The following is a 21,326-nucleotide window of genomic DNA, read 5'->3' as shown; positions in this document are numbered from 1 at the left end:
TCGTCAGATCCCGGTCGGATAATTCGGGCTTTCGCGCGTGATGGCCACATCATGCACATGGCTTTCACGCAGGCCCGCCGAGGAGATCCGCACAAATTCGGCGCGCGCCTGGAATTCCGTCAGCGTCGCCGCACCGACATAGCCCATCGACGCCCGCAGGCCCCCGGCCAATTGATGCAGGATCGCTCCAGCCGGTCCGCGATAGGGAACCTGGCCTTCAATGCCTTCCGGCACCAGCTTCTGGCTGTCCTTGATATCCTGCTGAAAATAGCGATCCGCCGAGCCGTTGCTCATGGCACCGACGGAGCCCATGCCACGATAGGATTTGAACGACCGGCCCTGATACAGATAGACTTCGCCGGGGCTCTCGTCAGTGCCGGCGAGCAACGAGCCCACCATCACGCAATCAGCGCCCGCGGCGATCGCCTTGGCCAGATCGCCGGAATATTTGATGCCGCCATCGCCGATCACGGGCACGTTGGCGGCATGGGCCACCTCGGCGCAATCCATGATCGCGGTCAGCTGCGGCACGCCGACACCCGCAACCATGCGCGTCGTGCAGATGGATCCTGGCCCGATGCCGACCTTGATCGCATCCGCGCCTGCGTCGATCAGCGCCTTGGCGCCATCGGCCGTCGCCACATTGCCAGCGACAAGACCGACCTTGTTGGAAATGCGCTTCAGCCGAGTGACCTGATCAAGCACCGATTGGGAATGGCCATGCGCCGTATCCACCACGAGGCAATCGACACCGGCGTCGATCAGCATCAGGGCGCGGTCATAGCCCTTGTCGCCGACGGTCGAAGCCGCCGCGACGCGCAACCGGCCTTCATGATCCTTGGAGGCGAGCGGATAAAGCGTCGCCTTCTCCATATCCTTGACGGTGATCAGGCCGACGCAGCGGAAATCGTCATCGACGACCAGCAGTTTTTCAAGCCTGTGCTGGTGCAGCAGACGCCGCGCCTCATCCTGGCTCACGCCCTCGCGGACCGTAATCAGGCTCTTGGTCATCAATTCGGAAATGGGCTGCAGCGGATTGGCGGCGAATCGGACATCACGATTGGTCAGAATGCCGCACAATCTGCCGGGCTTGCTGCCAGCGCCGCGCTCGACGACGGGAATGCCGGAAATGCCATAGCGGCGCATCAGCGCCAAAGCATCGGCAAGCGTTTCATCAGGAAAAATGGTGATCGGATTGACCACCATCCCGCTTTCATAGCGCTTGACCTTGCGCACTTCCTCGGCCTGCTCCTCAGGCGGCAGATTGCGGTGGATCACGCCGATGCCACCGGCCTGCGCCAGGGCGATGGCGAGCCGCGCTTCCGTCACCGTATCCATGGCAGCGGAAAGAATCGGCACATTGAGCTGGATGTCGGAGGTCAAACGGGTTTGCAGGCTTACCGCATTCGGCATCACCTGAGAATGGCCCGGCAGAAGAAGCACATCATCAAATGTGAAGGCTTCCTTGAAATTATGCGTCTTGATGGAGGCCAAGAGACAACTCCCAGAGTAGCCTCGAGCAACGCCGCGCCGTCAATCAGGGCGCGCGGTTCGAGGAGGTCATTATGTCGACAAGAGTTGCCGGGGGCTCATAGCATGATCGAACTTCCGCCGTAAAGCAAAGTGCGCGATTTTTACGCGGAAAGCCCATCATCAAGCCCGTCTCTGTGCAGATTGCGTCGGATGACGGCATTCCACGATCGAGTCAATTCCTGTAATGGAGCGCACGGAACCAAGGCTCCATGCAAAAGAACATCAAGCTAAGGGAGGCTCATCCGCGCCGGATCCGCCTGCCGACTGTGATCCGGTTATGCCCCGCTATCTTCTCGTCGCATTGATCGTGGCCTGCGCCGCCTTCATGGAAAATCTCGACGCGACGGTCATTTCCACCTCATTGCCGGCGATCGCCGCCGATCTTGGAGAGGATCCCATCGCCCTTAAGCTGGCGATGACATCCTATCTCTTCTCGCTCGCCGTCTTTATTCCGGTCAGCGGCTGGGCGGCGGACCGATTCGGGGCGCGCACGATTTTCTGCGCGGCAATCATCGTCTTCACCGGCGGGTCGGTTCTCTGCGGTTTTTCGAGCACCTTGCCAGAGCTCGTTGGCGCGCGCGTCATTCAGGGCATCGGCGGCGCGATGATGGTGCCGGTCGGGCGTCTCGTCCTTTTGCGTAGCGTCGCGCGCGCCGACATCGTGCGGGCGCTCGCCTATCTCATGGTGCCGGCGCTGCTCGGGCCGGTGACGGGCCCCATTCTCGGCGGTTTCATCACCACCTATTTTCATTGGCGGTGGATTTTCTGGATCAATGTGCCAATCGGCGTTCTCGGGCTCTGCCTTGCCCTGCTCTATATCGAAAACCTTCGCGAGGATCATGTCCGGCCGCTCGACAGCCGGGGCTTTCTGCTTTCGGGGCTTGGTCTCGGCACCTTGATCTTCGGCTTTGCCGGAGCCGGTCGCGGCCTTGTTCCTCCGGCGATCATTTTCAGTCTCATCGCCTCCGGCGCCCTGTTTCTCGGCCTTTATCTTCGCCACGCGCGCCGGACGGAACATCCACTGCTCGATCTCAAGCTGCTTGCCATTCCGACATTCCGGGCGAGCGTCCTAGGCGGCGCCCTGTTCCGGATCGGCATTGGTTCACTGCCGTTTCTTTTGCCGCTGATGCTGCAGATCGGCTTCGGCATGACGCCGTTTCAGTCCGGCACCATCACCTTCATCGCCTCCGTCGGCGCGCTGCTGATGAAAACCACCGCGACACCTATTCTGCGGCTCTTCGGCTTCCGTTTCATCCTGATCTATGACGTGCTTCTTTCCGGCGCCATTCTCGCCACTTATGGCCTCTTTACCCCCTCGACGCCGCTCATTCTGATGCTCGGCCTCCTCCTCGCCGGAGGGTTCTTCCGGTCACTCGCCTTCACCAGCATCAATGCGATAGCCTATGCCGATATTAAAACCGAACTGATGAGTCAGGCGACCAGCTTCGCCTCCGTCGCGCAACAATTGTCCCTCAGCATCGGCATTGCCGTCGCCGCCGGTCTTCTACAGGTCTTTGCGGCGCTGACGCCGAACGGCGATCCTTTCACGCCGGCCAATTTCCGTTGGGCCTTCATCGCTGTTGGATTGATTTCCGCCAGTTCGGCGCTCGTCTTCCGGCACCTCGCTCCCGATGCCGGCGCAGAGCTCGCCAACCGCCGAACCAACGATGATCCCCCTTGAACCGGAGCGTCACACCTCCGGATCCACGGGCGGTTCCGCAGATGCTCCACGAAAGCCCGTGGCCAGCATGTAGAGCTCGGAAGAATCGGCCCGGCTCGCCTGCGGCTTGACGTGCCGCACTGTCGCGAAATCCCTCTTCAACCGGGCAAGAAGCGCATTTTCCGTGCCTCCCTGCAGCACTTTCGCGAGAAAACTGCCGCCCGGCGCGAGCACATCGGCTGCGAAATCGGCGGCGAGTTCAACAAGCCCGACAATGCGCAAATGGTCGGTCTTCTTATGGCCGGTCGCATTAGCCGCCATGTCGGAGAGAACCACATCGGCCTTTGCGCCAAGCCATTCTTCCAGCAAATGCGGCGCGGCAGGGTCGAGAAAATCCATGATCTTGAATTCAGCACCCGGAAGCGGGGCGATTTCGAGAAGGTCGATACCGATGACCCGGCCACGGCCCTGCTCGCTCTGGCTCTTGCGGACGGCGATTTGCGACCAGCCGCCGGGGGCGGCTCCGAGATCAATGATTTTCTGTCCCGGTTTCAGGAACGGAAAACGCTCATCGATTTCCAGCAATTTGTAGGCGGCGCGCGAGCGCATTCCCTCGCGCTTGGCTCGCGCGACATAAGGGTCGTTGAGCTGCCGTTCGAGCCACAGCGTTGAGGAGAGCGAGCGCTTGCGTGCCGTCTTGACGCGTGTCTTCAAAGAACGGCCGCCTTCGCGGCCCGATGAGGTGCCCTCAGTCATCGTGACGTCCCGGCAAGAGATGGAATGATGTCGAATTCAAAGGAGATCAGGTCCCGCAAAGAGAGCGACGGGATTCTGACGACGCTTATTGATCACATGAGCTCAAGTTCAAAGAGCCATGAAATTACGGTCAAAACCCGAGGACAAGCATAACGGCCGTGCAGGTTTCACGGCACACAGTGTCTCATCGCCGCCAGACGTCCGCTTGCAGCCGATCGGCCCCGATCATCTGCATCAATATGCCTTCACGCAGGCCGCGATCGGCAATGCGCACGCGTTCGGCGGGAAATGCGCGGCGAATCGCCTCCAGAATAGCGCATCCGGCAAGGACCAGATCGGCCCTTCCAAGCCCTATGCAGCCATTGGCCGCGCGCTCCTGAAAGCTCATCCCGCGCAGGCGCGAGATCGCGTGATCAACTTCATAACTGGTCATCCACAATCCGTCGACCCGCCTCCGGTCGTAGCGTGAAAGGCCGAGATAGACGCCGGCAATGGTCGTAACCGTTCCCGAGGTGCCAAGCAGGTGAAAATTACGGCACCGATATTCAGCGCCGACCTGCTCGACGAAATGCGCCAGTTCCGCGCCGACATAATCGGTCATAGCCTCAAAGGTCTCGTCGGAAACATCGAGACCACCGAATTTTTCCGCGAGCGTCACGACCCCAAGTTTCAGCGACGTCCAGAACCGCACGCGCTCACGCAAAATCACCTCCGGCGCTCTGACGCCGCCGATCTCGCCATTATCGCGTTCACGCCCGAGCCAGACGACTTCGGACGAGCCGCCGCCAATATCGAACAGCAGCACGCCTTCGGCAGCCGTATCAGCGAGCGAAGCCGACCCTGCGGCGGCGAGATGCGCCTCGGTCTCTCGATCCACGATTTCGAGATCGAGACCAGTGACCGCCCGCGCCTGTTCCAGAAAGGCGGCCCCGTTTTCGGCAGAACGGCAGGCCTCCGTCGCAATCAGCCGGGCGCGCGTTACCCCGCGCAACTGCATTTTGTCGCGGCAGACCTCAAGCGCCTCGAGCGTCCGCCCGATCGCCGCATCGCCAAGACGCCCGGTGCGGGACAGTCCTTCTCCCAGCCGGACGATGCGCGAGAAGGAATCAACGACCCGGAAGCCTCCCTGGCAATTGGCATGCAGGGTAGGCTTGGCGATCAGGAGACGGCAATTATTGGTTCCAAGATCGAGAGCAGCATAGATGTGATTGCGCAATGGCGGCTGAAAGGGTGAAAGAGAATCGTCGGGAAGCGCCGCACCGGCAAATTCGCCGCCACTCCTCATCCGACCTTTCCCTCCAGCACCGTAAATCGTCTGCATCGTGTCCTTGCCATCATGGTTTCCATCGGGGTCCATCCCCCCGTCAAAACCACGGATTGATCGAAGGCCTGATCACCACGTGCCCGCGAAGATCCCCGCGCAACTAGCCGCGGCCTGCCTTTGGCCTCTCTGCCTTCTCAAAAATCTACTAATTATCAAACACTTAAACAGATATACGTGGTTCGGGTCACCCGTTTCCGACGAAAGCCGTTATTGAAAAGGATCACCTGTCGCCACCTGTTCATTTTTGAATGTAACAATCGGTTTAGAAATCGCCAAGCGCCACCTTCTCGTCATAGCGCATCCCTTAGCGCCCTTTTCGAAACGCTCCCCAAAAAGCGAGGCCGTTTCCAACGGTTTCAAAGCGCGTGCCGAGTTTACACGAATTAGACACACCGGATAGCAACAAACGGAAGGCCTTATGCCATTTTTACGTTTTTTATCATAGGTTTATTTTTAGATAAAGCATCGGCTGCTGATCCAATTTATCGAGCAGTTTAATACAACGCCAAGCGGATTGAGAAGGCTCATCGACTCATGGATGGCGCTGTCGCTAGGATTCGATCCAGTAATAAAGCAATATAAATTATGATATTTTTTAACCGCCATGTCAGGTGGTCAGGGACGCCACGGCGGCGCGCAGCGGCGGCAGGACTTCACTTTCGAACCAGGGGTTACGCTTGATCCAACCGCTATTGCGCCAGGAAGGATGCGGTAGAGCGATGATTCGGGGCGTCACCGGCGAATAATCGGCACTGGAGCGGATGATCTCGTCGACGCGCAACCGCTTCGGCAAGGGACGGCCCAATCGCGCGAAATGATAGTCCTGGGCGTAGCGACCAATCGCCAGAATCACTTCGATCTGCGGCATGAGAGCGAATAAACCATCATGCCAATGTTGCCGGCATTCCGGGCGCGGCGGCAAATCCCCTTTTTTCGCGTCATGCCCCGGAAAGCAGAATCCCATGGGCACGATGGCGATCTGCGTTTCATCATAAAACAGGTCGCGATCGATCCCCATCCAGCCGCGCAGACGGTCCCCTGAAGCGTCGTTGAAGGAAAGTCCGGTCTGATGCACACGGACGCCCGGTGCCTGGCTGGCGATGAGCAGACGCGCCGTCTCCGAAACGCGCAAGACCGGCCTTGGCTCATGCGGTAGTGGATTCTTCAAAGGCTGTTCGCGGCAAAGCTGGCAAGACCGGATCGAGGCCGCATAGGCGGCAAGCGCATCTCCCACCCAAGGCTTCCTTTCGATTCAGGGCGTATTCGGAAGCGCCCACTCAACAAGATCAGTGTATTTTCCACTCCGATCCAGAAATGAAAATTCTTTCAAACACTTCAATGGCACTGACAACATGCGCCAGCACAAGCCAAGGCGAGCCTCAGCATATGCGGCCGCCTGGCTCAACAATTCAAATCCCCGGCCAAAGCGCCCCCAGAACGTCGTCTGGCTTTCCTCACACGGCATCTCCGGCTTCGCACCAGTTTCGTAGGGTAGCAAGAATGAGCATGCGAGATCTGTCGCCATTTACTTCATTCTCTCAAGAAATAATCGGAATAGTTTGAATCAAAATATCTTTTCTAGATGAGCCCTGCATTCATTTTTCTCCTCCATGGTTCGGAGTCGCGAATGAATTTTTCGTCAAGAGATGGTTCCCTCGACCATGCATGCAGCCGTGCGTCCCTCCACCAACAGCTTTCTTTCGACAGGTTGTTCGGCAGCGATGCGCTCCGCCGCGCCACCAGCCAATGATTTGACCCGCGACACTTCGGTCGTTACGCCCAATTCCCAGACGACAGTGTCGACCGAGCCAAAGGCGAGATCCCGGCGCGCGAAAAAACCGGCGGCGGATGCCGCCTTCCTGCTCGATCTGGCCCAGACTTATTCGACGCGCCGCATCGATTCTCTTACAATGCTGGCTATTCAAAGCATCGCTTTGGCGCTGACCGGTCTCGTCTGGCTCAATGCAATTTTCGTCTGTGGCTGGCTTTTTCTCTCCCTGGGCCTACTGACCCTGACGCGCAGAGCACTCCAGCAATTCCATGGCCCGGTGGGTTCCCATCCGCCAAGGAACGAGGTCCTTCTGTTCTGGCTGAGAGGATTTTCCCTCGGCGAGATAAGCTATGGCCTGTTATGGGGTCTTTTCATCGGCCAGCTCATCAATGCCGGCGGTGAAATCGCGCTGACGGCCGGCCTCGTCTTCGCCCTTATATACGCTGCGGCCAATCTGCGTATTACAGCGCCGATCCCGAGGCTTATCGCCGGCCCCCTGTTGCCGCTGGGAATCGCGACAATCCTCTTGGCGAGGCTGGTGCCTGTTTGGAGCGCGGCGATCCCGCTCTCCGGACTTTCCGGCGCTATTTTGATCTATTTTGTAATCATAGCGCGGAAGATCGGTCATATCATCGTAGAAAAATTGACTATTCAGACCGAGAAAGACGAGTTGATCACCGAACTCGAACGGGCCCGCGTCAATAGCGATCTCGCCCGGTGCAGGGCGGAGGAAGCCAATCTCGCGAAATCGCGCTTTCTCGCCACGATGAGCCATGAGCTACGCACGCCGCTGAACGCCATCCTTGGTTTTTCCGAGGTCATGAAAGGTGAATTATTCGGCGCTCATGTCATTTCGTCTTACAAGGATTATTCGAACGACATCCACTCAAGTGGCCAGCATCTTCTCACCTTGATCAATGAAATCCTCGACCTTTCACGCATCGAGGCCGGTCGCGTCGATCTCAAGGAAGAATCGGTATCGCTCGCTGCCATCATTGGCGAATGCCACCACCTAATGGCATTGAAGGCCAAGAAGCGCGGTATCGCGATCGAGGAATTCGTCGAGCCCAATCTCCCGCGTCTTTGGGCCGATGAACGGGCTCTTCGGCAGGTGATGCTCAATCTCCTGACCAATGCCATCAAGTTCACCCCGCCAGGCGGCCTGGTCACGCTTAAAATCGGATGGACCGCGAGCGGCGGCCAATATGTGACGATCAGCGATTCCGGCCCCGGCATTCCGGAAGAGGAGATCCCGCTTGTCATGACCTCTTTTGGCCGGGGGTCCTTCGCCCAGAAGAATGCGCTGGAAGGATCGGGACTAGGCCTGCCCATCGTGAAAGGTTTGGTCGAGATGCACAATGGGACCTTCCGTCTGAAATCCCATCTGCATAAGGGGACGGAAGCCATCGTCACCTTGCCGGCTGAACGCGTTCTGCCTTTTCACAGTACCCTGGAGGCCAATTCAGCGGTCAAACCACCAGCCGAGGACACCTTTTTGGGGTTTTCAGACCCATTTCCCAATAGTCCCGAAGACTCTGTCTCCAGAGAGATGCACATTAGCAATAGCCGCGAGGTGAATCCCGAAAGCAGCGCCTTCGAAAATTTGGGTCTCGATGCCGGAACACTCGAAGAATTGAAAAATATGGCGCGCAATCACACGGTGCCTAAAGAAATGTCGAGTAGCGAGCGTAACACCTCAGGCAAAGCCCGGCCGCCACTCTCAGCGGCCTAAACGCGCCGTTTCGTCAACGACTACAGGGCCTGGACCACAAGCCAAATGAGCCATTCCGTGAACAGGCCCCACCTCGTCGTGTGAGCTTGGTCTGTCGCTGGGTCGTCTCGGCGCCTTAAATGCCCTCGAGATGTTCGGCGACCGTGAAGATATCCTTGTCGCCGCGGCCGGATATATTGACCACCATGAGATGATCGCGCGGCTTCAATGGCGCGATTTCCACGACTCTCGCAAGCGCATGGGCCGGTTCGAGGGCAGGAATAATCCCCTCAAGCCTAGCACAAAGCTGAAAGGCTTGCAGGGCTTCGTCATCCCGCGCCGAAAGATAGGTGACGCGCCCGCTTTCCTTGAGCCAAGCGTGTTCCGGCCCAATGCCTGGATAGTCGAGCCCGGCCGAAATCGAATGGCCTTCTTCGATCTGTCCATCCTCATCCATGAGAAGATAGGTCCGGTTTCCATGCAGCACGCCCGGCCGGCCGCCGGCGAGCGACGCCGCATGTTTTTTATCAAGACCGAAGCCGGCCGCTTCGACGCCGAAAATCTCGACACCCGGCTCATCGAGAAAGGGATGGAACAGGCCGATGGCATTGGAACCACCGCCAATGCAGGCGAAGAGAGAATCGGGCAATCTCCCCTCACTCGCCATCATCTGCGTGCGGGTCTCCTCGCCGATAATGCATTGAAAATCCCGCACCATCGCCGGATAGGGGTGTGGTCCCGCAGCCGTACCGATACAATAAAAAGTATCCGAGACATTGGTGACCCAGTCGCGCAGGGCCTCGTTCATCGCATCCTTGAGGGTACGCGCGCCGGATTGTACGGGCACGACCTTGGCTCCCAAAAGGTTCATCCGGAAGACATTCGGCTTTTGTCGTTCCACATCGACGGCGCCCATATAGATGACGCATTCGAGGCCGAACCGCGCACAGGCAGTGGCAGTCGCTACGCCGTGTTGACCGGCTCCGGTTTCGGCAATGATCCGGGTCTTGCCCATGCGCCGCGCGAGCAGAATTTGTCCGAGCACATTATTGATCTTGTGCGCGCCGGTATGGTTCAGTTCTTCGCGCTTGAAATAGATTTTCGCGCCGCCTGCGTCCCCAGCCCGCGCTGCAACCTCGCGCACATGCTCCGTCAAGCGCTCGGCGAAATAAAGCGGGCTTGGCCGGCCAACATAATGGGTCAGAAGATAGGAAAGTTCTGCCTTGAAGGCGGGATCAACGCGCGCGACCTCGTAATGATTCTCAAGGTCGAGAATTAACGGCATCAGCGTCTCGGCAACGAAACGTCCGCCGAAAATTCCGAAATGCCCCCGTTCATCGGGGCCGGAGCGATAGGAATTGAGTGATTCTTGTGGCATTCTTGATCCTAGATCCAGCCCTCTACATTTTTATTCCGGACTGTGAATCGCACGTTTCGGCACGGCTAGACAACCTTCCCGCTTCCTTGCTCCGATTTCGTGATCGGATTACGGGAGATGATCTCAAGGCGCCGCACAGCTTATCGTTTCAAAAAAGCGGCGCAGCAGTTCGAGGCGGTTACTGGTCCCTGTTTTCGCCATAATACGCCCGAGGTGCATCCGCAAGGTCGCCGGAGACATGCCGAGCTTCGCAGCCACGATCGTCAGCGCCTGACTGCCGAGAATTTCGCTCAAAACGGCGATTTCCGTCGGATTCAATGCGTATAAGTTTGCAAAATTCTGCAGCCGGACAGAGAGGTCACGCTGCGGATCGACCAGGAACAAGGTCGCGACCGGCCGGTCATGATCAGTCAGCATCATCGCCGCCTGCCCCTGAACCGGCAGGACATAAGCAAGGATGGGAGGCCCCTCGTCACGCCGCGCGAGCTTGATCACCGTGCGGAGAGAATGCACCGACGCGTGGGGATCGACGCAGGCCTTCACCATAGCGGCAAGTTGCGAGGTCAGCGGCGTCGCCTCCGCCACCAGTTCGCCCCTTATGAAAGCCAGTCCTTTTTGCTCGCGCAGCATCACCTCGGCCACCGGATTTGCGTAAATGATCCGGCATTTCTCGCTCAAGAGAATTGTGCCGAAACCCGCCGCCGCGACCGCCTCACCTAATATTGCCGTGGTCTGCTGGGCCTTCGACAAAAGACCGCCGAGATCATAGGCACGGCGCAAATGCGGCGCGAGAACGCCGAGCAACTGCGCCGCACCGGTTTGCGTGAAATCAGTATCCTGATTGCATATGAGAGCCAGAACATCGGAATTGCCCGGCCCACTGAGGCTGACACTGATGAAGGCGTTCCACGCCTGTGGCCGTGCAAATTCATTATAGAAAGCCGAGGCGCGGTAGGATTCCGTACCGGTTATCACATTCCCGTTAAAAACGGTCTCGGCACCAAGAGCCTTGCGGATCGGAACGAAGGGGTTTCGCGCATGAAAAAATTTGTAATAGATGTCCCGATAGGAGGGATCGGCGTTCCAGGCCGCGATTTTCCTCGGCTGCGGACAGGACATCTGTCCCTCCATCAAAGCCGTTGCCGCATGGGTTTGAGTGACGATTTGCTGCAGGACCTTTTCCCAACCGGAAGGATCGGCAACACAATCATAAATCTCGCGGATCAGTTTTTCGATTTCAGGATTGATCACATCCACCCGCAGCCTGCCCTTTGAAACATAACACTCCGCATTTTTAATATAGAATCAAACTATATAAAATTTATCTGACGTTGGGCACCAGCACAGAATTGGTAAATAAACATATAAATTGAAAGAAACAGCAGAAATTGGATTCCATCCCGTTTTCGATAGAGTCCAGTTTCAATTGATAGACTATCAGATATACATCTGTTTACAGAAACATACTCCGTTGCACCATAATCCTACACTATTTTACACTATGTCCATGTAAATTGATCATATAAGCATACAGACCAATCAGAGTAGCATTACGCATAGTTCAAGGTCTATTGATGGACACTGCTCCCGAAGATATGCTCGCAGAAGCGAAACTTCGTTCTGAGCTCGTGGATTGCATATAAATTCAATTTTTCATCAGCTTCGAATATTTCATACAAATATCCAGGATAGTTTCCCGACCCCGGGTGAACACTGATCAATGCTGGACAATCCACCAGATCGTACCAGAACGGCCGGACGAAAGCGCCCCTCTATACCGGCTTGGTTTGTTTCGCAACGGAAAACAGCCTCAGATGCTGTTGATCAGACGGATGCGGATGAACCTCATCGGCAAAGTCCACGATCAAGACGACCGCCTTTCGCCTCTCCCGAGGTCCATTGTTCTGTCACGAAATCTTTCTAAATCATAAAAATGAAAACATTCATCTGACGACGATATTTCTCGCCGCCAGGAAGCAGGGAGATAAACATGGCGATTGTCCGCAAAGCTTCGGCCAGATGGTCCGGCGGGCTCAAGGATGGTAAAGGCGCGATCTCCACGGAAAGCGGCGCCCTTGATGCGTATCCTTATGGATTTGCTGCCCGTTTCGAGGGACAGAAAGGCACCAATCCCGAAGAATTGCTCGGGGCCGCTCATGCCGGCTGTTTCACCATGGCCCTGTCGTTAATTCTCGGCGAAGCTAAGCTTGTCGCAACGGAGATGGAAACAACGGCGAAGGTTTCACTCGATCAGGTCGAAGGCGGCTATGCGATCACAAAGGTCGAGCTTACACTGACAGCGCGTATTCCCGGCGCCGATCAGGCAAGTTTCCAGGAACTGGCCAATATGGCCAAAGCCAATTGCCCGCTCTCGAAAGTCATCAAGGCCGATATCAGCCTGAACGCGACGCTGTTGAGCTGAACGTCACGCAAACACCCTCTCGGCTTGCTCGCGAACGTGGCTTAGGAGCATGGTGACCGGCTATGTTCTCAAGCGATACCTTTGCGGCTGGGATACATACTCTCACACAAAGGGGAATGGATTACGACCTGTCGTGATGCATAGTATTCGACAGAAAGCCGTCACCCGTACCTGTGCTGGCCAAAGGGCGATGAGGCAACCTCATCGCCCTTTGGCATCAGAACGGATAAAAGCGTAAGCTTGTGAGAAACACATGTTCATCGGTTTTCGGCGCACCACCGATGCCGACGAAGCCGAAACGCTGCGTATAGGAATATTGCAGTCCGAATTTCAGATGGCCAAAAGGTCCATCATAAACGTGATTCCAAAGGCCTCCGGTAATCTGGCGCAAGAGTTTCGTATTACCGTTACAGGTCGAACTCGAAGCTCCTTCGACCGAGCAACCGCGATTGTCATACAAAGGATTACCATATCCATAAGCAAGGCCGTTGCTTGTCGTCGAATAAGTCGCGCGAGCAAACTCCTCCCCCGCATAAGCATAAAGGTCGAGCCGTGGCGTCGGGCTCCAGGTGAGACCCGAAAAGAGGATTGTCTCCGGAATGGGAGAGACATCGCCGTTGGCGTTGATCGTCGCATCCGGCAGGAGGCCCGCACCGTAACGGCCAATTCCAGTTCCTGTCAGCCCCGACAATTGCAGCGTAAGCTGCTTTGGAATAAGAGGAAAGATCAGCGACCCACCGATGCCACCAGCCGCGACATCATGGTTGGAGAAATTATTGCGCGTGTAAATGCTGCGATAAATACCAAACAATTCCATATGCGTTTTTCTGTCAAAGATCGTCGGTTCATATGCGACCTTGCCGATAATATCCGGTACATGGTTGAGCGAAATTTGATTTTGGGCGTCAAAGAACGAACCGCCCTGGGTCATGTAAAGCAATGTCGACGGCAGGGCCGCCGTTCCCCAGGGCGTCGAGCCGACAGTGTAAAATGTCGTCGCCGGATTTTCGAGCGATGCGGCGATCCACAATTTCTTGTCCAGAAGTTCCTTGGCCAGGCGTAATTGCGGCTGCCGCGTCCAGACAAAACCCGGAACATAGCCGACATCAATCGTTTGCGCTAAATATTCATCACGCGGCATGATGCCATTGTGATTGACTGTCGCGAGCGACCAGGATTGACCGGCGAGCAAGTGCAATCCAAGATCATCCCAGTCTACTGTTCCATAAAGATTGCGAATACGCGGCGAGAAGGAATTGCTTTCGTTTGTATTCGCTGTCTGCGGCGCAGCCAGAAAATCAAACTCACCATAGCCGGCAAGATGCGTCGTTGGAGACACGTCGGCTTCGACCAGCATCGATGCACGGCTCTGACGCGACGAGCCGCGAAACTCCTGCGTATGACCGAGGGGGACATTGGCGTAGGGAATAGAATTGAACGGCGTGACGATATCGGAAGCAAGATTCTTGCTGCGAAAAATTCCATTGAGATCGACATAACCGCCTGGGGTCACTCTTATACCATTGAAGTTAAAAGTATAATGTCCTCCGGTCTGATTGATTGGCAAGGCCACGGAAACTGGAACACGTTCATGCGCCGCGCCGAAAGGATCCCGAATATGGACATCTTTCGCCTCGGCCTCCTGATGAAACGCGGGTTGAGTTTCTGTCTGCGGGCGTTCGTGAACATGAACGAGATGTGTCTTATGCCCATGCACGGTTGATGCACGTATATTCTGGCTATCAAGCTTCTCCTCAAGGGCACGCAACCGCGCCTTGATTGCCTCGAAGTCCTCCAACTTTTTCTTCAGCATGCGTATTTCCGCCGCCATGTCCTCGGCATGCACAGTCCTGGTGGATATAATGATACTGCCGCCTAATATGATGATATAGAAAAGACTTCTTCTCCAAGCAGGAAGGATACAGCGGCGAAACCGGGACATCAGGCAGCGGTCTCCTGGGCAATAAGCTGGAGCATGAGGACGAAACCGTCTTCAAACGAAAGGTCCTTCTGCCGAATAGTAAAATAAAGTTCACTTATTCAACGCCATGGGCCGCCACGGGTGCCTCCAATCAGCCTAGCGTCTTGTAGGATCGACCCTTATTCTCTGACTGCCGGCGGATAAAACACTTTCAAAACAACAGCTCAATTCGGCGTGAAAATGCCTCGACCGCGATGACGCCGGCGATGCCGCACGATGGTCGAATCACATGCCTTTCCCATTTGAGGCTGCATTACTCACCGGCAATTTTGTCTGCCAACTCTGCTTGCAATGGCATTCCACAAAGATGATTTTTACACAGGAAGGCAATGCCAATATGCCGAGGAGGCTTAGGGACATTTCGCATCGTCATGTAATCATCGAAGACGTGTCATATCGTCGTCAATGATTACGGCTTCTCGTCATCAAGGAGATTCGGCGTATATCCGCTCTCCGATCTTGCCGAGGCCAAAACCTTAAGAAAAAACAGTCATTATGACTCATCGACGTCGGGATTCAGCATAGGTCTCTCCTTCAAAGAGCTCGCAGCAAGAGCTTGAAGATCTCACCCCAAAAGGTGCATCCCGCCCAATAGCCGCCGGAACCTTCTTCATGCGCTTTATTCAAACTTTTCAATTCTGGCAGTTTCTCGATTCCTTCGTCAGCCTTCTTTCGGCATTTCTGCTCGGAACAGTGATTGGTGCAGAGCGGCAATATCGACAGCGTGTCGCTGGCTTGCGCACGAATGTCCTCGTCGCCGTTGGCGCGGCAGCCTTCGTCGATCTCGGCGCGCGGATCGTCGGCGCAGAAGGCGCGACACGCGTCATCGCCAATGTCGTGACCGGCGTCGGCTTCCTTGGTGCCGGCGCAATCATGAAGGAGGGGGCAAATATCCGCGGACTCAATACGGCAGCAACGCTGTGGGCTTCAGCTGCCGTCGGAGCCATGGCCGGAGCCGACATGGTGGCGGAAGCCTGTCTGGTTACACTTTTCATCCTCGCCGGAAATACGATGTTGCGGCCGGTCGTCAATTTCATCAACGAGCGACCGATCGATACACAGGCGCTTGAGGGTGAATTCACGCTCCGCATAACCGTCAAGGATGATGCCGTCCCGTCTGTACGGAATCAGATTAACAATTATCTGAGCAACAACAAAATACCTGTCAGCGAGATTGAATCGGAAGAAGTCTCGGACACGACAACAGATCTGGTCGTGACACTGGTCGCGACCTCCATTGATACAAAAACGCTCGACGGCGCTCTCGTAAATTTGCGTATGCAGCCTGAAGTCTTGCACGCTAGTTGGGAAATGAACACAAATTCGCCGTGATCGGTATGGGGAGTGTCAGCAGGTTCCCGGTCGATTGATGCCTATTTCTCGCGAAATCTCGGGCACATTTGCATCGGCTGAAGGGCAAAGTCTGCCTCCGTCATTATCCCGGGACGCTTACCATCTTGGCGTTTGCTGCGACGCACTTATATCCCGGCAATTGGCAGGAACATCACCCCCAATCAAAGGAGAAACGGCAATGGCCGGAAAATTCTCGAGTACAGAGGAAGCGCCGAAAGCAGAAGCATTTTCCGACAACGAAGAGACGATCGTCAAAAATCTCGCGGATAAATATTCCATCCCGAAAGATGCCGTCGAAACAGTTCTTTGCGCCCTTCGATCGGGGGGTGGCACGATGGCGCAGTTCAGCCATCCTTTCTTCGGTGGCATGGCGCAATGGTCCAGCGGAATGACAATGATTGGCCATATGTTCGATCACGCCCTTAAGGCGAAGCTCGACGCTTTATGCACGGATCTCGCGGCCTATTTGCGAGCGCGGCCCATACCTGCGGAAACAACGTTCAGAGAGGAACAGGACGTCTCTTATCGTTCGGGCGGGGCAACCGGCGCGTGGTGGCCGCAAAATCTCGGCGCGCCGAGCGCCGTCGGAGCCCAGAACAGGCTGCGTTATGCCACTTTCCCAGAAACGCATCGATTGGTCATCGAAGACAGCGGCCGCATCACTGTATATGATACCGGTGATCTTCGGATTTCCGGCGTTTCGCAGCAGCAGTCTGGCGAACAGACGATTTCCTTCACGAGTCAACGCGGATTGGTCCGGGTCGCCGATCTGCCGATTGTCTCATCGGCGTGAGTGGAATTGACATTCCACTCTGCTCTTGCAATGGGGCGGACACGAGAACAAACGGAAACGGCGCTCCGAAGAGCGCCGTACTCTCCATCATACCAGGCTGACACGTCCGGTGGAAATATTGTAAACGCCGCCGATAACCACGACCGTTCCATCCGTCACGAATTCGGAAAGGATGGGGGTCGCCTTCTTCAGACGATCGACGTTGAAACGGACATTGGCCGCGACAGCACGATCCTCGAGATCCTCACCCGGATGTGCGAGTTCCGGCTCGATCGCCGGTTTGATGTTGCGGACGAGGTCCTGAATATGTCCGGGCAGAACGGTCTGTTCCTGTAACACTTTGATGGCGGAATTGACCGCCCCGCAATGTGTATGCCCCAACACGACGATCAATTTGACACCAAGCACTTTCGTCCCGAATTCGAGGCTGGCTAGACCCTCGTCGGTTACGAAATTGCCTGCGATGCGGACAATGAACAGCTTTCCAGGACCTTGATCGAAAAGAACCTCCGGCGGCACACGGGAATCCGAGCAGGCGAGAACCGCGACTAACGGCGCTTGTCCTTCCGAAAGTTCGGCGCGCTTCGCAGAAAAATCCCGTTCGCGCGGCGCATTCGCGAGATAGCGAGAATGACCCGCCAGCAGTTCGTCGAGAATGGCCTGATGGTCGGCATCGAGCTTCGGCAATGTCACCGGAGCGGGTGCTGGAACAGGTGCCGCTGTCGACGCAGGCGTCTCCTCAGCGCGCGCGAGCGAGGGAAGCATGCCCGCAGCGGCAGCCAGCCCGACAAAGGTTCTACGGTCGACACGCAAGGAGGTTTCGTCCTTGTTGATGGGATCGTTGGTCTTTTCAGTGCCACACAAAACTGTCTTCTTTCCTGCTTAGCGGATGGTGCTCGTTCCGCTGCTTGAATTCACGTTCGAAATCATAATGTCTAATGGTGAAGACGCGATTGCATCTGCTCTTGCGGCCGAAAAAGTGCTGCATCCCTGAGGAAGGTCCTCATCGCGCTTCGTCAAAAATTTAATCACCAATGGCCGAAATCCCGGTCGATGACAGAGTTTTTCCAAATTCCTCCGCAATCAATGGACAGATCTCGCTGCAAGTGCGCATCACATTCTAAGGGACATCTTGAGGAACAACTTGAGGAACTGTTGGAAGATCACCGAAATATCATCTTCGATTTGGTCATGAAAAACCAGTCGAGATTAGCCAAGATGTATAAATCGTAATATAAACATCGAATGAATAAGACTTTAATGATCAAAAGACGCTTGCAGCCCGCGTCGAGTCTTTCCGAATTTGCCGCCGCTAAACCAGAAAACCGGAGCCAGCGATTTTGGGGATCGTGGTTTTTGCGTTTGAGCATAGCGCTCGCGCTTCTTCCGCTTCCCTGCCATGCTGACGGGCCGCGCACGATTACCGACATGAGCGGCGCACGGGTCGAAATTGCGCAGCACCCTGCCCGGCTTGCGGAACTCTGGTTTGCGCATCAAGCCCTTCTCATATTGCTCAAAGCGGCGGACAGGATCGTTGTCACCGTAGACAGTCCATCATCGCAACCCTGGATGTATAAGGTCGCGCCGGTCTTAAACAAGGCGATTTCGATTAATGGGCCAGTTCCGAATATCGAGACACTCGTTCGCCACGGGGTCGATACGGCTTTTGTCTTTTCCAATTCTCCGGCCACAGGTCCTTTGCGGAACATGAACATTCCCGTGATCGATGGCAGTTTTCAAGACAGCGATGCACTGATACGCGCGGCTCGTCTGACAGCAGATGTGCTCAATACATCGGCGGCGCACAACGCGTTGCAGCTCTACGAGAAAAGCTTCAATGAGATCGTCGGCTCTGTCCGCACAATCACCGATCGACTTCCCGCACAAGCAAGACCACGCGTTCTGCATATCGTGTCGCTGCATCCCCTCAAGATCGATGGGAAAAAGACCATTATCGACGAATGGATCCGCTTCGCCGGGGGCCGCAACGTGGCAGAGACGATCACCGGAAACAGCAAGGAAGTATCACTCGAACAGATCGCCGCGTGGAATCCGGACATCATCATTATTGCCGGCCATACGGAACCTTTCAATCCGCATGCGGCGGACGGCCTGTGGCAATCCCTGGTGGCTGTGCAGCGCAATCGTGTCTATCGCAATCCCACAGGTGTATTCCCCTGGGATCGCTACGGCGTTGAATTTCCGCTACAGGTGCTTTGGACCGCCAAGATTTTGCATCCCGAATTGTTCCAGAACCAGGATCCCAAAACGGCGGCAATTCAGTTCTATCGCGATTTCTTCGATTATCCGCTGACATCTGAAGAAGCCGATCGCATTCTCGCGGGGAAACTGCCGGAAGAGAGTAGTACACATTGACCGCTCTCACTTTTTCCACGGATCAACGGAAATCGGGGTCCGGCATCGGTCTCATCGTCGGCGCCACCCTCCTCCTGGCGCTCGTTACCATCTTCTCATTTTGCATCGGCCGCTATCCGATTGCTCCCCTGGATCTGCTGCATTTCGCGGAGACCGCCTTGGGTGTCCGCGAAATGCCGGATGCTCGCTATAGAATCATCCATTCGATCCTTTTCGACGCCCGCCTGCCGCGGATCGGCGCTGCCGCCCTGATTGGAGCGTCACTCTCGATCACCGGCGCCACCTATCAGGCAGTCTTCCGCAATCCCCTCGTTTCGCCGGACCTGCTCGGGGTCCTCAGCGGGGCGGGTTTCGGCGCTGCGCTCGGCATTATCCTCGGTGCCGGAATATCCGGCGTTCAGACACTTTCCTTTCTCGGAGGCATCAGCGCCGTCATCCTGGCGGTCCTCGTCGCCCGCAGTTTCGCAGCCCGGTCCATTCTCATGCTGGTGTTCGGCGGCCTCGTCAGCACCGCCCTGTTTACGGCTTTGCTCTCCATCCTGAAATATGTCGCCGATCCGGAACGCCAGCTGCCCGACATCGTGTTCTGGCTCCTCGGCAGCCTCACGCAGGTGCAATTGGCGCAGCTGCCGACCATTGCCTTCATCCTGGGGCTATCCCTGTTCAGTCTTGCCGGCCTCGGGCGTATGCTCGATGCGCTGGCCATGGGGGATGACGAGGCGCGCACGCTTGGAGTCCCGGTCGAAGTCCTGCGGCTCGGCGCGATTGCCACCGCGACGATTCTCGCCGCTCTCACGGTTTCAATTGCAGGAATGATCGGCTGGATCGGGCTCATCATTCCCCATGTCGCGCGGCTGCTCACCGGCCCTGCCAATAGCCGTGTTTTGCCGCTCGCGGCCTGTCTCGGCGCCGTTTTTCTGCTGCTTTGCGATGATCTGGCGCGCAGCATCTCGGAGGAGGAAATCCCGGTCGGCATATTGGTCGATCTCATTGGCGTCCTGGCTTTCCTCGGCGTCCTCCGTTTTTTAAGGCGGGGCTGGATATGAATAGCAGGCTGACTGTCACAGGGCTCGGTTATCGTCTCGGCGGCCGAACTATTCTCCACGACCTCGCCCTGAACCTGGCCGCTGGTGAACTCACGGCCCTGCTCGGCACCAATGGCGCCGGCAAGACCACACTCTTGCGGCTTCTGCTCGGCCTCTTGCCCGCGCAGAAGGGGACAATCCTGATCGAAGGCCGCGCGCTCGAAAATTACGGCAGGCGCGCTCTTGCCCGTGCCATCGCCTATGTCCCCCAAGGACACGTCCCGGCATTCCCTTATACGGCCGAGGAAATCGTGATGCTCGGCCGCCTGCCCTTCTCGCCGTTCGGACCGCTTGCCGATCCCGATGACCGCGAGGCCGCAGGAGCCGCCCTGCAGAAACTGGCGATCACACATCTCGCACAAAGACCCTATACGGAATTATCGGGAGGCGAACGCCAGGCCGTCCTCATCGCCCGCGCACTCGCCCAGGGAGCACGTATCCTTATTCTCGACGAACCGGAAACAGGCCTCGATTTCGGCCAGCAGATGCGTCTGTTCGCGCATCTGCAGCAGCTTGCGCAAAGTGGCTATGCGATCCTCGCCACCACCCATGATCCCCTGCGGGCAAGATCGCTTTTCGACCGCGCAATCCTTTTGCAGAACGGGCGGATCACAGCGGATGGTCCCAGTATGGACGTGCTGACCGATTCCGCGATCGAAGGTCTTTATGGGATCGATCGGCTTCCCTCCTTCTGATCACCTCTCGCAATAACCAGACGGTCAAAAATCGGCGAGAGTACGCGCCAAGCACGCTCCGCATACATCTGGTGCGAATGCACCCGTCCCGATGGGTTATAATGAATCTCATTGCCACCCGTCTTCCGGGATCAATGAAGGCCGGCGGAAACCTCGGCCCCGCGGCCGCACGGCGTTTTTCGCGGAGCGGCCATGCATCCTTTGCAGTTTTTACCAAAGAGGAAGCATTGTAGCGTATGAATTAGCCTGTAGGTTCCGTTGCCTGCGGGCTTTCGTTTTTTGGTGGTTTTGACCAGACCGCCCAGACGAGAGCGTTATCTTCTTCCTGATCGACCCTTGCGATTTGAGCGACCGGAATTTCATGCCGGGGTGCTGCAGGTCGCATTTGCCTGCATCTTGAATACCAAGTTTCAGCGAGAATGACTCATTGAGACTCGGCCCCGCGACGGCGGGGCGGCGGCTTTCCGCCGAATCTCCTTGATCCCAAC

Annotated in this window: 16 protein-coding genes; 8 read left to right on the top strand and 8 right to left on the bottom strand. The window is 56.5% G+C overall.

Annotated elements, in window-relative coordinates; all coding sequences use genetic code 11:
- Positions 1–3: 3 nt before the first annotated feature.
- Positions 4–1,494: an IMP dehydrogenase gene (gene guaB / locus DL88_RS05205; protein WP_210165266.1), complete on the bottom strand. Its 1,491-nt coding sequence runs from the start codon at positions 1,492–1,494 to the stop codon at positions 4–6.
- Positions 1,495–1,810: 316 nt separating this feature from the next.
- Between guaB and DL88_RS05200 the strand changes: the two genes are divergently transcribed.
- Positions 1,811–3,214 carry a DHA2 family efflux MFS transporter permease subunit gene (locus DL88_RS05200; RefSeq protein WP_034993083.1) on the top strand — a complete coding sequence of 468 codons (1,404 nt, stop codon included), beginning with the start codon at positions 1,811–1,813 and terminating at the stop codon, positions 3,212–3,214.
- A gap of 9 nt (positions 3,215–3,223) precedes the next feature.
- On the opposite strand, the gene DL88_RS05195 is transcribed toward DL88_RS05200, so the two are convergent.
- The 3 genes from DL88_RS05195 to DL88_RS05185 all read right to left on the bottom strand — a co-directional run bounded on the left by DL88_RS05195 (position 3,224) and on the right by DL88_RS05185 (position 6,507).
- Positions 3,224–3,949, bottom strand: a complete 726-nt coding sequence (locus tag DL88_RS05195) for an RlmE family RNA methyltransferase (protein ID WP_034992843.1) — start codon at positions 3,947–3,949, stop codon at positions 3,224–3,226.
- 184 nt (positions 3,950–4,133) lie between these two features.
- Positions 4,134–5,234 carry a Ppx/GppA phosphatase family protein gene (locus tag DL88_RS05190; protein ID WP_084704959.1) on the bottom strand — a complete coding sequence of 367 codons (1,101 nt, stop codon included), beginning with the start codon at positions 5,232–5,234 and terminating at the stop codon, positions 4,134–4,136.
- Positions 5,235–5,880: 646 nt separating this feature from the next.
- Entirely contained in the window at positions 5,881–6,507 is a 627-nt protein-coding gene (locus DL88_RS05185) for a uracil-DNA glycosylase family protein (RefSeq protein ID WP_034992839.1), read from the bottom strand.
- Positions 6,508–6,934: 427 nt separating this feature from the next.
- Here DL88_RS05185 and DL88_RS05175 point away from each other — a divergent pair, with 427 nt between their 5' ends.
- A complete protein-coding gene (locus DL88_RS05175; RefSeq protein WP_245270629.1) occupies positions 6,935–8,776 on the top strand; it encodes a sensor histidine kinase in 1,842 nt (613 codons plus the stop codon).
- Between the two features lie 115 nt (positions 8,777–8,891).
- On the opposite strand, the gene trpB is transcribed toward DL88_RS05175, so the two are convergent.
- Positions 8,892–10,133: a tryptophan synthase subunit beta gene (trpB, locus tag DL88_RS05170; protein WP_034992833.1), complete on the bottom strand. Its 1,242-nt coding sequence runs from the start codon at positions 10,131–10,133 to the stop codon at positions 8,892–8,894.
- Between the two features lie 123 nt (positions 10,134–10,256).
- Entirely contained in the window at positions 10,257–11,384 is a 1,128-nt protein-coding gene (locus DL88_RS05165; protein WP_084704981.1) for a helix-turn-helix transcriptional regulator, read from the bottom strand.
- A 739-nt stretch (positions 11,385–12,123) separates the two neighbouring features.
- Here DL88_RS05165 and DL88_RS05160 point away from each other — a divergent pair.
- Positions 12,124–12,555, top strand: coding sequence for an OsmC family protein (locus DL88_RS05160; RefSeq protein ID WP_034992827.1), 432 nt, complete (start codon positions 12,124–12,126; stop codon positions 12,553–12,555).
- Positions 12,556–12,772: 217 nt separating this feature from the next.
- Here the strand turns inward: DL88_RS05160 and DL88_RS05155 are convergent, their stop codons facing one another.
- The gene (locus tag DL88_RS05155; RefSeq protein WP_051955613.1) at positions 12,773–14,368 is read right to left on the bottom strand and encodes a hypothetical protein; all 1,596 of its coding nucleotides are present in this window, start codon (positions 14,366–14,368) and stop codon (positions 12,773–12,775) included.
- Positions 14,369–15,148: 780 nt separating this feature from the next.
- On the opposite strand from DL88_RS05155, the gene DL88_RS05150 reads away from it, so the two are divergent.
- Together DL88_RS05150 and DL88_RS05145 are read left to right on the top strand one after the other, a co-directional pair.
- A complete protein-coding gene (locus DL88_RS05150; protein WP_034992825.1) occupies positions 15,149–15,868 on the top strand; it encodes an MgtC/SapB family protein in 720 nt (239 codons plus the stop codon).
- A 199-nt stretch (positions 15,869–16,067) separates the two neighbouring features.
- A complete protein-coding gene (locus tag DL88_RS05145; RefSeq protein ID WP_051955612.1) occupies positions 16,068–16,682 on the top strand; it encodes a hypothetical protein in 615 nt (204 codons plus the stop codon).
- A gap of 87 nt (positions 16,683–16,769) precedes the next feature.
- On the opposite strand, the gene DL88_RS05140 is transcribed toward DL88_RS05145, so the two are convergent.
- Positions 16,770–17,546 (bottom strand): carbonic anhydrase, encoded by a 777-nt coding sequence (locus DL88_RS05140; RefSeq protein WP_034992822.1) that lies wholly within the window; start codon positions 17,544–17,546, stop codon positions 16,770–16,772.
- Positions 17,547–18,038: 492 nt separating this feature from the next.
- Here DL88_RS05140 and DL88_RS05135 point away from each other — a divergent pair, with 492 nt between their 5' ends.
- From DL88_RS05135 to DL88_RS05125, 3 genes are read left to right on the top strand one after another with little or no spacing between them, the layout of a single operon-like run.
- Positions 18,039–19,058, top strand: a complete 1,020-nt coding sequence (locus DL88_RS05135; RefSeq protein WP_245270628.1) for an ABC transporter substrate-binding protein — start codon at positions 18,039–18,041, stop codon at positions 19,056–19,058.
- The gene (locus DL88_RS05130; RefSeq protein WP_084704957.1) at positions 19,055–20,104 is read left to right on the top strand and encodes a FecCD family ABC transporter permease; all 1,050 of its coding nucleotides are present in this window, start codon (positions 19,055–19,057) and stop codon (positions 20,102–20,104) included. Before DL88_RS05135 ends, DL88_RS05130 begins: the two co-directional genes overlap by 4 nt.
- Positions 20,101–20,838, top strand: a complete 738-nt coding sequence (locus DL88_RS05125; protein WP_051955610.1) for an ABC transporter ATP-binding protein — start codon at positions 20,101–20,103, stop codon at positions 20,836–20,838. The genes DL88_RS05130 and DL88_RS05125 overlap by 4 nt, the downstream gene beginning before the upstream one ends.
- Positions 20,839–21,326 lie beyond the last annotated feature (488 nt).

Origin of the sequence: Beijerinckia mobilis, from assembly GCF_000745425.1 — a bacterium.
Classification (GTDB): Bacteria; Pseudomonadota; Alphaproteobacteria; order Rhizobiales; family Beijerinckiaceae; genus Beijerinckia; species Beijerinckia mobilis.
This window is presented reverse-complemented; position numbering and strand designations above follow the sequence as displayed.

Bases quoted from the DNA above. Each gene is read 5' to 3' on its own strand.
- DL88_RS05200 (WP_034993083.1), top strand. From the start codon at position 1,811: ATGCCCCGCTATCTTCTCGTCGCATTGATCGTGGCCTGCGCCGCCTTC.
- DL88_RS05195 (WP_034992843.1), bottom strand. From the start codon at position 3,949: ATGACTGAGGGCACCTCATCGGGCCGCGAAGGCGGCCGTTCTTTGAAG.
- DL88_RS05190 (WP_084704959.1), bottom strand. From the start codon at position 5,234: ATGAGGAGTGGCGGCGAATTTGCCGGTGCGGCGCTTCCCGACGATTCT.
- DL88_RS05175 (WP_245270629.1), top strand. From the start codon at position 6,935: ATGCATGCAGCCGTGCGTCCCTCCACCAACAGCTTTCTTTCGACAGGT.
- trpB (WP_034992833.1), bottom strand. From the start codon at position 10,133: ATGCCACAAGAATCACTCAATTCCTATCGCTCCGGCCCCGATGAACGG.
- DL88_RS05160 (WP_034992827.1), top strand. From the start codon at position 12,124: ATGGCGATTGTCCGCAAAGCTTCGGCCAGATGGTCCGGCGGGCTCAAG.
- DL88_RS05155 (WP_051955613.1), bottom strand. From the start codon at position 14,368: ATGCTGAAGAAAAAGTTGGAGGACTTCGAGGCAATCAAGGCGCGGTTG.
- DL88_RS05150 (WP_034992825.1), top strand. From the start codon at position 15,149: ATGCGCTTTATTCAAACTTTTCAATTCTGGCAGTTTCTCGATTCCTTC.
- DL88_RS05145 (WP_051955612.1), top strand. From the start codon at position 16,068: ATGGCCGGAAAATTCTCGAGTACAGAGGAAGCGCCGAAAGCAGAAGCA.
- DL88_RS05125 (WP_051955610.1), top strand. From the start codon at position 20,101: ATGAATAGCAGGCTGACTGTCACAGGGCTCGGTTATCGTCTCGGCGGC.